The organism is Candidatus Harpocratesius sp. (assembly GCF_054039255.1).
In genome coordinates this window covers 259,169-273,148 of the sequence record NZ_JBPLBG010000071.1, presented here as the reverse complement: position 1 = coordinate 273,148, position 13,980 = coordinate 259,169, and the positions used below count along the sequence as shown (strand labels likewise).

Annotated in this window: 8 protein-coding genes; 4 read left to right on the top strand and 4 right to left on the bottom strand. The window is 30.7% G+C overall.

The window, feature by feature from the left end; genetic code table 11:
- The first annotated feature begins 72 nt into the window (after positions 1-72).
- Positions 73-1,608: a metallophosphoesterase family protein gene (locus ACXLDF_RS16430; RefSeq protein ID WP_457559638.1), complete on the top strand. Its 1,536-nt coding sequence runs from the start codon at positions 73-75 to the stop codon at positions 1,606-1,608.
- 57 nt (positions 1,609-1,665) lie between these two features.
- Positions 1,666-4,605 (top strand): alpha-mannosidase, encoded by a 2,940-nt coding sequence (locus ACXLDF_RS16425; RefSeq protein WP_457559637.1) that lies wholly within the window; start codon positions 1,666-1,668, stop codon positions 4,603-4,605.
- 91 nt (positions 4,606-4,696) lie between these two features.
- Here ACXLDF_RS16425 and ACXLDF_RS16420 read toward each other — a convergent pair whose 3' ends face one another.
- The gene (locus tag ACXLDF_RS16420; RefSeq protein WP_457559636.1) at positions 4,697-5,533 is read right to left on the bottom strand and encodes a ZIP family metal transporter; all 837 of its coding nucleotides are present in this window, start codon (positions 5,531-5,533) and stop codon (positions 4,697-4,699) included.
- Between the two features lie 132 nt (positions 5,534-5,665).
- Between ACXLDF_RS16420 and ACXLDF_RS16415 the strand changes: the two genes are divergently transcribed.
- Positions 5,666-9,469, top strand: a complete 3,804-nt coding sequence (locus ACXLDF_RS16415) for a hypothetical protein (protein ID WP_457559635.1) — start codon at positions 5,666-5,668, stop codon at positions 9,467-9,469.
- Positions 9,470-9,727: 258 nt separating this feature from the next.
- On the opposite strand, the gene ACXLDF_RS16410 is transcribed toward ACXLDF_RS16415, so the two are convergent.
- From ACXLDF_RS16410 to ACXLDF_RS16400, 3 genes are all read right to left on the bottom strand, one after another.
- Positions 9,728-10,438, bottom strand: a complete 711-nt coding sequence (locus ACXLDF_RS16410) for a Bax inhibitor-1 family protein (RefSeq protein ID WP_457559634.1) — start codon at positions 10,436-10,438, stop codon at positions 9,728-9,730.
- Positions 10,439-10,532: 94 nt separating this feature from the next.
- Complete coding sequence (locus ACXLDF_RS16405) at positions 10,533-11,720, bottom strand: metallophosphoesterase family protein (RefSeq protein ID WP_457559633.1); 1,188 nt, start codon at positions 11,718-11,720, stop codon at positions 10,533-10,535.
- Positions 11,668-13,638, bottom strand: a complete 1,971-nt coding sequence (locus ACXLDF_RS16400) for a serine/threonine protein kinase (protein ID WP_457559632.1) — start codon at positions 13,636-13,638, stop codon at positions 11,668-11,670. The genes ACXLDF_RS16405 and ACXLDF_RS16400 overlap by 53 nt, the downstream gene beginning before the upstream one ends.
- Positions 13,639-13,744: 106 nt before the next feature.
- On the opposite strand from ACXLDF_RS16400, the gene ACXLDF_RS16395 reads away from it, so the two are divergent.
- The gene (locus ACXLDF_RS16395; protein ID WP_457559631.1) at positions 13,745-13,963 is read left to right on the top strand and encodes a hypothetical protein; all 219 of its coding nucleotides are present in this window, start codon (positions 13,745-13,747) and stop codon (positions 13,961-13,963) included.
- The last annotated feature ends 17 nt before the right edge of the window (positions 13,964-13,980 follow it).

Genomic DNA, 13,980 nt, shown 5'->3' with positions numbered 1-13,980 from the left:
GTTTTTCCTTTTTCGACAAATTCGTAATGGTTAAATTCTTAAAAAATGAAGGTTAATTTGAGGCGAACGTGATTGAGTATTAGAGGGAAGCAGCAAAAACAGTTATATGTATGTATTCACTGTAAACAAGGGTTTTTTTATTCTGAAGTTGAAGGAAAGAGTAAGATCTGTCGAAATTGCTTGCAAACAACTCTCAAACTTCAAAAAAGGCGTACTATTTTAGTCTGTCCGACATGTCATCGCTACTATGATAGTTCAGATATTATCAATTTAGATATTCCACGAGAAAAACGCCCCGTTTTTGAACTTGGAAAATTATTGTGTAGTAAAGATAAAACACCACTATTAATTCGCGAGTTAAAGGAAGATATTCAACAATTGAATCAACAAATATATGGTAAGTTTAAGCATGAAAAAGAATCTGAGATTTCAGCTGAAAGACAATTTCTTGAAAAATTGAAACAATTGCGATCAGAAGAAGATGTAGAAAGAGATAAAGAATCAGTGAAATCTGTTGCTCCTATAGAAGAAAGTAAGCCGGCACCATCTGAATATTTTTCCCGAAAATCAACTTGGCCAAGTGGTGAAAAATTTAATACGCCTCATGCAGATGAATTTTGGAAGTACTATTTTATTGATCGGCAAATTTATGACCCTTCAAATTATCTTGGAGATGAGAAAAAAGTCCTTAAAATTAAGGGTTTATTGGATGAAATTAACCTCTATTTGCTCAATCCAGATAAATTGAATCCTGGGCTTCCTGTTATTGATCATCTTGAAAATGGAAAGATCTTTTATGTTGGAGATACTCATGGTTCGATATTTGATCTTGATCAGTGCATTAAATTTTTCGTAAGTGAAATCGAACAGTCTTTAAAGGAAGGTTATCATGTTTTAATTGTTTTCTTAGGAGATTATGTAGATCGGCATGAGATGGATATCCATAATTTACTCTATATTTTTAGTTTTGCACTCCAATTTCCTCAAAATGTCCGTTTATTACGTGGAAATCATGAGGAAGTAACAATTAACATGCAGTATGGATTTTGGAGCAATATTAATCGGTATCTTCCTAATTCTTATTTGTTTAATGATTTCGAATATACATTTATTAATCTACCTTTGATTCACGTTGTTAAAACTCCTGAAAAGGCAGTATTGGCTTTACATGGCGGAATTCCCTTTTATCCCAAAGAATATGAGATTATTCCTAAAATACCACGAATTGTGGATGGAACTGTTTTATTAAAACCTTCATTTTCAACAGTAGAAGAAATGGATATTCTTTCTAGACAAATTCTTTGGGGTGATCCTGAAGAAGAACTACCACCTAATGTTTATTATCTGCCAAGTCGGCGAGGAATAGGATATAGTTTTGGAAACGAGATTTTTATGAAATTTCTTAAGATTAATAATATTGATAGGGTAGTACGATCTCATGAAGTCTTTATTGATGGACATAAAGAATATTTTGATGATAAAATGTTCAGTATATTTTCCAGTTCGAGTTATGGAAAGCGTGATATTGATGCAAAAATCTTAGAAATTGATTTAAGAAGACCATGGGTACAGAATTGGAAACTTTATACCATTTTAACTGATTTATAAGATAATTATAGCGGTATAAATGAAAATTTTTAAAAATTAATTCTTTTTTCTCTTCTTATGGGTTCAACACGCGATAGATCTTTCCAAAAAACAGGTGAGGTAGGAAGATGTTCTGGTTCAGAGCGACTAGATCCAACTCAATTTTCAGAACGAGATATAGATAACCAAAAAAGCGCACAACATTGGTTAGATGATCAAATCCATCAACCAAGCTTTAGAAAAGAGATGGAAGATTTATTTAATCAATGGGAACTTATTCTAAAACCTGAATCCTTCTCAACTTATCATATACATATGGTCAGTCAATCCCATATTGATATGGCATGGTTGTGGAGATTCGAGCAAACTCGACAAAAAGGAATTAAAACTCTAGAAAAAGTTATTTTTCATGCTGAAAAATTCCCAGATCAATTTAAATTTGCAATATCCAGTCCTCAATTATTACAGTGGGTAAAAGAAGATGATCCTGAATTGTTTATCAAAATTAAAGCACTACAAAAAAAAGGAATTATAGAATTGGTTGGTGGATCTTGGGTTGAACCTGATTGTATGATGCCAAGTGGTGAGTCTATAGTACGACAGCGTTTTTATGGAATGAAGTTTTTTTGGGAAGAATTTGGGACTTTACCTGAAGTAGAATGGTTTTTAGATTCATTTGGATACAATTGCGGACTACCACAATTATTAGTCAAATCTGGTGCTAAGTATTTTTGGACATCTAAATTAACATGGAATAAACAGACTAAGTTTCCATTTATCTATTTTAATTGGAAATCTCCTGATGGAACTTCCCTTTTAACTGCTAATTTTGGGCAGAATCGTGAAATATTTGATCATTGGAAGAATTTTCAATCTGGACGTTATGCTTTATCTGAAGAAGCACCAAAATTATGGGATTATTCAAAAGATTATTCAAATTTCCAAAATTTTATTAACTCATCTACTTCTATTGTTCCAGTAGGCTTATTTTGGGGTGCTGGAGACGGTGGACATGGACCCAGTCATTGGGAAGTTGCCCAAATGCAAGTTTTGTCTCAAATTGCTCAAGAACGTGGAATTCAGTGGAAATGGTCTGAAGTTCAATCCTTTTTCTCAGAACTTAAGCAATACCAATCAAAATTAGCGATATGGCAAGATGAACTTTATTTAGAAACTCATCGGGGTACTTTTACAGTACACAGTGAAGTAAAGCGCCAAAATCGACGATTAGTAAATTTAACCCTTGATATTGAAAAACTTGCAACATTCGTTACATTATTAAATCCAAAATACGAATTTCCAATTAGTTTATTCGAAAAAATTTGGAAAAAGATATTACTTAATCAATTTCATGATGTATTACCTGGAAGTTGCATTCCAGAAGTATTGGATGATACATTTAAGCATGGCAAGCAATGCGATGATAATTTAAAAGAAATTCTCCATCAGATTGTTCCTTTTTTACCTATAAACATTCCTTTAGAATTTGAATCTTCGAATTTAGTTTTAATTTTTAATCCGCTAAATTGGAGTCGTAAAACTCGAGTTTTCATTCCAAAAGACATTATTTCTGTCCCAAATAAAGCAACAAAAAATGATTCCTCCAGTCTTCCTTATGCTCGTTTATATTACTTTCGTAAAGATCGTCTAGTTTCTTCTATTTGTCAACCAGTTAGTGCTGAATTCGATGATAACATGCATAATAACGGTGAAGGTTGGTGGACAATTATAGAACTTGAAGCTCATGAATTTTTAATTTCTGAATTACGATTTGAATCTGTTCAATCCCCTCCTTTATATATTACATTACATAAATCACCCCGAATTACCAATGGAAAAGTTACTTTAGAGTTTGATCCTACTTTGGGAAGTTTAGTATCTATTAAGGCTCGAAAAATAAATAGGGGTGAAAATTTGATCTACGGAAAAAGAAATTTATTACTGGAAGGTTATCTTGATAAAGGTTCCCATGAATACCCTGCTTGGGATTTGCAAAAAGAATACTGGAAACACCCCTTAAACTTCGATCAATCTCAAAATTTGAAAATTTCCATTTTACACCAAGGTCCGGTTTTCAGCACTCTTAAAATTCAACGCACTCTTGCTAATTCTGAAGTAATTCAAACTGTGAGTTTATTTCATGATGATCCATTAATTTACTGTAGTTGGGGTGCAAATTGGCAACTTCCTGAGACTCTATTGAAAATAGGGCTATATACTAATACTCAAGCTATCCGTGTAACTTCTGATCAAATGTACTGTGCTCTCAGTGCTTCTACTTTGCCTAAAGTTCCAGCTGATATTGCCCGTTTTGAGAAAATTATGCATAGATACGTGGATGTATCAACTCCAGATAACCAATGGGGGATCGCTATAATAAATGAAGCAAAATATGCTTTTGATGTTTCAGCTGGTAGAATTCGTATTTCAATGCATCGCAGCCCTAAGTATCCACGTCCTTCTGCGGAATCTTGGGTTCATTTTGAAAGAAAACAGAGAAAATATGAAGGAAAAGGAAAACCTCCCAAGTATTCTGGGTTAGGCCCAACGAGCTCTCGTTTTGCAATTTTACCACATATATGGGGTTGTTTGGTAAATAATAAGAATGAGGGCTCTTCATATGTGCCAAAAATTGCCGAAGAATTCAATCATCCTCCATTGTTGATTAAAATTAATCCAGATAAAACCAAAAAATCTGAGTCGATTCCAGAAAATATTTCTTTAGGTTTTAATATTCCTTCAGAAATTAATTTAAAAGTTGTAAAACCAGAGCAATGGAATGATGATGGAGGTTTGGTTTTAAGATTTGCTGAACTAACTGGATTTAGCCAAAAAAATTGTATCATACAGTTTCCACAGCATATTGGGTTTAAAGTTGATCGAATCATTGAAGTTGATCTGCTAGAAAGGCCGATAGAAGAGTCATCGATAAAATGGGATTCATCTTCGATGATAATCACCGCAGATTTTACCCCTTTTGAGATAAAAACGCTGAAAGTTGTTCTAAATACTAAATAACACTTATTAATATTGTTCCTTATTGTGAAATTTTTTATAAATTTTATTTGTTAAAAAAAAATTCATGAAGTGGTTAATCTTTGTATCTAATTTACATTATTAAATTAAGTAACGGTTCAATGTAGTTATCTAAAAACATCATAATTACAAAACCTGCAATTATTCCAAATGTAACTTGTCGAGAATGCTTCTTTCCATGCATTTCAGGAATTATTTCATCTGTCACTACAAAAATCATTGATCCAGCAGCAAAAGCCATTCCAAATCCCAAAAAAAACTTTGCAATATTGACAATTGCCGCGCCAACAAAAGCTCCAATTGGTTCAACTAACCCTGTAAAAGTTGCAATCCAAAATGCCTTTCGAGGCGAATATCCCTCACGTAATAAAGGCATTGCCACTCCTGTTCCTTCTGGTATGTTTTGTAAACCAATTGCAATGGCGACAATTAACCCAGAGGTGATTTTTTCTGAATCTCCTGATCCAAAGCTAACACCAACTGATAATCCTTCTGGAAAATTATGGATAGTAATGGCAATTATAAATAACCAAGTCGCTGCCAACCGTTTTGAGATCTTACCTTCATGTCCTTGAACGAAATGCTCATGCGGTGCCCAACGATCAATAAGATCGATAAATATTGCTCCTACAATAATTCCTAATACTACAATCATTACAACCCATAAATTTTGTAAACTTGGAGGAAGAGATGCTGGTGCCCCTCCATCTTCTGCAGAAAGAGATAAAGCAGGGACTAATAAGCTGAAAGCAGAGGCTGCTAACATAACTCCAGCTGCAAAGCCCAAAAGTATATCCAATGTCTTTTCTGATATCTCTTTCTTAGAAAAAACAGGGATTGCACCAATACTGGTTGCAAGACCCGCACCAAGTGAAGCTACACTTCCATAAAATACGATCATCCAATTCATAAATTAAATTACGAAATAGGCTTTATGAATACTCTTCTTTTATGTGAAAAATTCAGAAAGTATAATTAGAAATTCAGAACACAATGTTATTAAGAATCAACAACAATGTGATCAATGTTGGAGTAATCAAAAATGAGTGAGTGTAATCAATGCGGTGTGACTATTGAAGACGAAAACGCTCGATTCTGTCGTGCTTGTGGTGCAGAAATTCGCCCAGCCGAAGTAATATTCGCCTCATCCTTAGATGAAGATGCATCTACCATTCAAAAAATGGTTAATAATTTAAAAAATACATATTATGAAATTTATTACAAAATTAATGCATTATTCTTTGAAAAAACATCAAATCTATTTCATAAACGAATGTATTTGGAAAATAATCTTAAAATTCTTAAGAAAGCTGATTTTGATGATCCTTCTGAAAGATTGGATGAAATTAATGACAATCTTAAATTAGTTGCTCAAAATATTCGAAAAGAAACTGAAAATTTACAAACTAATTTTCTAAATGCGTCAAGGTTATATGATGAAGGAGAATTTATTCCAGCAAAGATCGCATTTCATGACCTTCATAATACTACACAAAAATTAGGATTTTATTCTTGGTTGAATGAAATTATAAGAAATCAGCATCAGATACAAGATAATATTAAATGTTTGCATGCACTTGAGCGAATTTTAGTTCCAGCAGAAACACCTGATATTGCACCTGAAGAACTCAAATCTCAACTAAGTTATTTATATTACAAAACTCTACAACTGGAGAATTTCATTAAAAATCGAAATGAATCTGTTAAAAATCCTTTAAAGATTCATAAAACTGTTATAGATCAACTAGATCGTCAAAAAACTCATCTAATAAGTCAAATTGAGAGTAATTTTAAAAAACTTCCTGAATTTAATTTTGGAAATAAATTAAATTATTTCTTCAAAACTACCATCCAAAATATAAAAATCACTTTACAATTGATTAAATTTGATAGATTACTAAAAATCGGACAAGATTATAGTAATCTTCCTAGAGCATTAAAAAGCTTGCAAGATGCACAAAAATTATCAGAAAATCCTGATATTTTGATTTATTCTGATAAAAAATTAGAAATGGAATTAATAATCACGCAAATTATGAATATGATTGCTGATTTCACAAAAGAAAAAGATCAAGCTGTAAATCAAGCTTTAGAAATGGCTTTCGATTTTGAATTCGATAAAGCTATACAAATTTTGAATGAAAAAGAGCAATATCTAACTCAATATTCAATGGAAGGATTAATAAAAGAACTTCAAATACAGCAAAATATATGTAAATTTAATAAGGAAATTAATATCGAATTAGAGCAAATTAACTCTGTTTATGAAAATGGCGATTATTTAGAAGCTTTTCAATTAATGGAGACAACTAAAAAGAAATTAGATGAAATTGATGAAAACTTAGAAATATTAGAAAATATACAAACAAAAATTAAAGATTATGAAAGCAAAATATTGAAAAGTAGAAATGAAGGTGAATCTTTATTAAATCAAGAATTGGATAAAATTTGGAAATTTCTTGCTGAAGATCTTGATTTTGAGAAAGCGCGTAATGCAATAAATGATCAACTTACGATAGTTAATAAACAAAAATATCACTCTACTCAAAAAAGAATTGAAGATTTACTAGAAAATTTGGAATTAAATTACGAAGCATATAAAGATTATAATGAAATTGTTAACCTTCATCAACAAAAACAATTGAAGATCGCTCAAGAAAAATTAAGCAATTTAAAGAAAAAGATCGAAAAGAATGCAAATAATTACATAAATAAGCTTCAACAACTTATTTCATCACTAGAAAAGGAATTAAATATCTCAATTGAAGAAGAAGCCAAAATAATTCAACAAGATATTAATAAAGCCCAAAGTTTACTTGTAAATCAACTAGAATTTTTCCAAGCAACAGAAATTCTATCTAATTGTAAAAATAAAGCGATGAATGCAGGATTAGAGAAATTTCTAAAAATTATTGATGATTTGGCTCAAAGAATTGTCGATAATCAACGAATTCAAACAGAGCAAGTTAGTTATGAGTCAAAGATTCAAGAAGGATTTCTTCAACAAGCTAAAGATGGACTAACTTCCCTTTTACAAACTGTAACTCATAATCAAGAGAAATATGAGCCTCTTCTAATAAAACAACTACAAAAAGTAATCGAGAAATTAGATAAGAAAATCAAAGAAGAAGAAAATGAAATTGAAACAAAAATTGATGAATTCCATGAAAAAATGGATGAATCTCTAGATTTTACTCCTGCTGAAACATTGCTTAACGAAATTGATCGACAAATTCAAACATCTGGGTTAGAGAAATTTAATAAAGTTCTTTCTGAATTACGTCAAAAGATAGAACATAATCGGTCGAAATTAGCAGAATATGAAGAATTACAAAAGGTATTTGAAGAGGGAGATATTCATCAAGCAGAACATCAAGCTAAAAATCTTTTAAATTCAATTGAAAAAGAATTAAAAAAATCGCCACGATTTTATAGTGTTGCGCTTAAAGATGCAGTATCCTTATTATATTCTGAAATTCAAACTGCATTAAAGGATGGAAAGGAAAAACTTACTGCAGATTTTCAAGAAGTTCAAAAACGAGTTCATACTGCATTAGATTTCATAGAAATATTACAATTATTAAAGAATTATCAAATTCGAGCTCAAAGACTAGGAGAAGATGTATTAAAAAATCAAATTGTTGTGTTAGAAAATCAAGTTCTACAAAATTCAGAAATCATCGAGAAACACAATCAACTTGCCCAAAAATATTCAAAGATGGAAGATTTTATTGTTACACTTCGAGAAATAAAAAATCTAGTTAATCAAGTCAAGGATAATATTGCTATTTTTGATCAAATTAAAATTGTAGTTCAGTCATTACAAGATCGGGTTGAAAGTGATAACGAAAAACGTGAAGAACAAATTAGGAATTCTTTACAAAATATCGTTGAAACTGAATTGAATGCCTTGGATTTTACTAAAGCTGCAGAATCTTTAATGAAATTAAAGGAAACTGCACAAAGTTTAGCAATTAACCAATTTAATGCTGAAATCAATCAATATTTGTTAATGTGTCAATCTCATAAGAATTTCAAAATTAGAATTGATAATGCTTTAGTAAAGGAGAAGGCAGGTCAGATTATTGAGGCCCGCAATGTATTAGAAGATATCAAAAGTGATTTAGATCACCACGATAGTCCAGTGTTAGATGCTTTACATAATTATTTGAATGAAAATTATGAGCGGATAAATCGTTTAATTTCAAATGAAATCGAAAAAATAACTAAAGATGTAAAAGGTCGACTGTTTAAATTAATCGAAGGTAAACAAGGTGAGATCGCATATTTTGTTTTAGAAGAACATCTTGATCGTGCTCGTTATTTAGAAGCTTCAGATTTGGTAAAAGAAATAAACGATTTAATGAAACTTTGTACTTTACAATTCGATCCCACTGATAAAAAATACCGAAAGAAAAAGAAAAAGCGCGAAAAGATCGATCTTGAATCACAAATTGAACAAGCTTTAGAAAAAACAACGATGATCGCTACTCCAGAACAATCACAAGTAGTTGAATCGAAAAAAGCAGGTATTCAAACTATTCTAGTTAAATATGACTTTGAAGCTCAAGAAAAAACTCCACATTTTAACACTACTAAAGAATTGCGAGAATATAAACGTAAGCAACGAATTTTAAAACAAGCAAGAATTATTAAACCTCCTAAAATAACAGAAAACTTGAATAATCAAGTACGATCTTCTGTCACTCGAGCCAGATTGCAAGCTTTTGATCGTCAATCTAATAGACCTTTAAAACGAGCTGAGAATAAAAAATGTTTATCTTGTGGCTACATTCAGAAACAGACGCATAATGTTTTCTGTGAATTTTGCGGAAATCCTTTATAATGCCTGAAAATCAGAAAATTAATTGTAAATTCTACTTTTTTCTTTAGTTTTGAATACTCTTAATCTTCATTAAATTATAAATTCTGAAGTAAAAGTGATTATTTTCTAATTGAAAGAGATATTATTCCAGCTGAAATTAGCCGAATTTTGATGAAATTTTCTATTTTTATTCAGAAACAAAAATGTGCTAAAAATATAAATAATTATAAATTAGGAAAAAATTTATAGAAGATAAGTATATCATTTAAAAATTCAATATTATTTTAAATCGGCAAAAATACGTACTAAAATTATAAAAATTCGAATTATCACAATAATGAAATCAAGAAATATATCAATAACTGCCACCATCCAATAACCAGCAGCAATTTTTGAAGGTAATGTCGCACCATCATAAATTGTTATTCCCATGATCCAAATTAAACTTAAAATACTTATGAAAATAAACCATCCTGACATCTGGCTGATAAAAATTGATAAGCTCCATTCCATAATGATTATTATAAAGCCAAAAATCATAAAAGAAATAATATATTTATAACTGAAATTTTTACGGAAAGTATAACCAATAAATAAAGCACCTGCTACAGCAAAAACTCCAATAATTGAAGCTGCAACAAATAAATCCTTTGCTAATGATAATCCAACTTCAAGAGCACCTGAATAAAGAACGAATGAATTTAAAATACCTGTAATAAATGCAGCTGCAAAAAATAACATTCGAGAAATTTCATTTTGTTGGCGTGCAGCTAAGATTATTGTAACTATCCATATAATAAAATAAGCAATACTTAAAGCAATAATTGTTCCAATAGAAGGGATGATTGCTGTGCCTGTAATATAACCTGAGAAAAATAAGGCAGAAAATGCCCAAATTGCTGCTCCAAATAATAAAGTCGGCATAGTTTTACTATAAAAATCATCTCCTATCGGTTCTTCTTCTACATTAACTTCTCCAAAATATTTCATTATAATTCACCTTTTACAATCTAAATCATTATTCTATTAAAGCAATTTTCTTTTAAAAAATCCAATATAATAAATTTTTAGTATTTTTTTTCGCCTATTGCGAAGTTTTAGCATTATAGTATTGCATCAATTGATGTTCTAAAAATTCCTTGTTAACCCAAACAATACCTTTTCGCTGCTCTTCTTCAGGTCCAATTTCTGAAATGCTTGTTTCAGGTAATAATCGCAGAAAACGAGCATTACCTATCTTTTTTCCATCATATGTTGAAGTGCTAAACAAAGAAATTAAACGATTATCCCAAAATAGATGATAACCTTCACTAAATTTTTGATGACCTCTAATAAATAGATCAAAACCATTTAGTTCCATAAAATCTCGAAAAGCTTGCTTGCTAAATCTTGGTCGTCCAGTTTTGGGTGTTGGAGCAACCATTTCTTTTAATTCAGGATCTGGATCTGCCCAAAGAATCGTCTGGGAAAAAATGTCCATATCAAAATGTTCAAGTTGATAGCAATTTAGGTTGGATTCTATCTCATCTATTCGAATTGGTGTATAATTTGAGACATCAAAAGGTATTCCTCCATGAACTACCAAGCCCTGTTTATTACCACTTCGAAATATTAATCCCAAAGGTAATTTGCTGAAAAAATCTGTAATAAGCTTCCATATCAATTCAAAACGTTCACGAGATTGTGCTTTTTCAAATAGATGTTGCGAAAAACCATATCTGGAGCAAACTGACGAATCCTCATGATTTCCACGTAAAATAAATACATTATCTGGAAAAAGGATCCAAAAAGAAAGAATAAAGGCTAAGTTTTGTAAATCATAAGGATTTCGATCTACAATATCTCCAATCCAAATTATTTTGACTTTTGGATTTACTTGAAAAACTTTTATAAAATAATCAATCATTAAATATGTATCATCAAATGAACCATGAGTATCTCCAACAAAATAATACGTATAATCTGGTGTTTGCATGTCTCTTATAAATTTGTGATATTTCTCAGTTGTATATTTATGTTCTAAGAGTTTCTCGGCCATTAGAAATAGATTTTCGTAGTTTTCTAACAAATCAACAGGTTCTGTTTTAAATTTCTCTGAACCAGCAGCAAAATATCGAAAAAACCATTGCCACACATATTGAGGTGGATTCAAGTTTCCAATATAATAAAGTTGATTCCTTAATTCATTTTTGATTTGATTTGTATTTGATTCTGTAATTTTAATCAACCTCTTGAGCATATATTTTAAAGGGAATTCGATATGTTTTTCCATCAGGTGCAACAAATGGAACTTCAATTAACATTTTTCCTAAATTTGCCCTTGATAATTGAATTGAGACATTATCTAAATTCTTTATCGCTACGTTATTATAAATTTGTCGATTTGGAATGGTTAAATTTGAAAGATAGGTTCCCATGGGTGAATAGATATCCCTTATATAAGCAATATCACCATCAATATATAATTGAAATGAAAACTTTCCTTCGTCAGTAGGTAGTAAAGCGTTGTAAATATGTCCATCCATTTCATGCGTTCGACCTACATTTAAAATTTCTTCTCTTCCAATGTTTACAATAGTTTTAGGTGGTATTTCTAAAAATCCTTGATTATAATCGCAATAAAGATAATATTTAATTGTTTTTTGTGAAGATTGTGTTTTTTGTATTAATTTTTCTGCTGCATCAAAAATCCATTGTAATGCATCATAAACTTTAACCATATCTGCCATTCGATCTGCTGGTTCATATTGTGTCATGTATTCGACTAATTTATTGAATTCTTCTGGCAATTGTGGATTAAAATCGCTGGGATGGAGTACAAAATCTTCATTGGTGGCAGCTGCTCCTGCATAATGACCTCCACTAAAAAGATAGAACATAATATGACCTAACATATATATATCTGTTGTTGCAATTGGCTCAAATCCTGCCATGACTTCAGGAGGTGTACCTCTATTTCGGATTCCTGTCGCTTCAGGTGTTGCTGAAACATAATAGGGTTTACGAGGATGATACATTTGATCCATCCCAATTTCTTTAGCCACTCCCCAATCAATTATTATAGGATAATAAGTTCCATCTCCTTGAGTTACAATCATTACATTTTGGACTGTTAAATCTCGGTGAACAATACCTTTTTGATGACAAAAATACATATGACGAGTTATCGGCATTAAAATGTTCTTGATTAAATCTTGTAGTGCAGATAGAGTTAAATGGTCAAGATTAGGGAAATTTTGAATATACCATTTGTCAAGTGGAATTCCATCAATGAATTCTAAAAAAATATAATATTCTGGATTTTGAAATTGTGTTAAATGAAGATTACCTAAATATTTCATAGTTTTTTCAGGAGATTCACTTTGAATTTCTGTGATCTTAGATTCTCGTTTCCAGTATTTTTCACAAAAGTTTTTCCCTGATTCTGGATCATGAAATCGAGTGAAGTAAAATTCTTTTAAAGCTGCAATTCGACCTGTATTCATGTTTTTTACTTTATGAACTGCCCCCATACCTCCAGTTCCAAGTTTTTCGATAATTTGGTATTTTTCGCCATTCAATATTAAAATATCCCCCATTTTAATCCCCGCATGAGTTTTTTCTAATAAAACGCTATCTTGTGTTGTAGAAGATGGAGGAAATGCTTGAATATTTTGAAAAATAGGGTTTTTCTGTGCATTTAAATTAGAATCCTTTGAACTAACCTTTTGAGGTGATGATTCTTCATTTCTTTCTACAATTGGGAAAGGTAAAAATGCACTTTTCTTTATCTTAGGTTTTGGTTGTGCAGCTAATGTTTTTGCCAATTCTAAAGCTTCTTGTGAACTTGAGGCGGCTAATTTCCTTCGTTTAGGGATTTTAGGGGGTAATTTTGCTTCAAATCCTTTAATTGGTGTGCTATCTTTGGATTTTAATGTATTATTTTTTGGTTTTACACTAATTTTTATCGCTTTTAGCTGACCCTTACAATTTGAAGATTGACATGTTAATCTTGAATTGCCGTGTAATTGAATGAAACTATTTTTATTTTGAGTTAAACCACATTTCCGACATCGAAGAATAAATCTACCGCTTATTTTTTCTAAACTAATATTATTGCATTGTTCACATATATGTGTTCCTTGGGTATCTAAGAGATAAATATTTTTACATTGAGGGCACTGAAAGAATTCTTTGGGAGAAATCGACATTTTTTTTTACCGAAATGAGTAATCGCTATTAATAAATGGTTGATTTTGCTTAAAAAATTTATTTCATTAAAAAAATTCTTTTAACTTTAAATTGTATAATATTATTATGGAATTGCATTCTAAAAAAACCGCTTTTATTCGTTATATGACTTCTGGTGATAAACCAATATTTCGAAACGAACAAGATTATCCATTAGAAGATTTAGTTCATCCATTAATATATAATGATCCAACCTCAAATAAAGGTAATTTATTAAAAATTCCTATGGCATATCATTTTCAACGCCAATTTACAGCATTTGTTAAAAGTTTATTGCAAGATTAACAATGGAGTAATTTTTA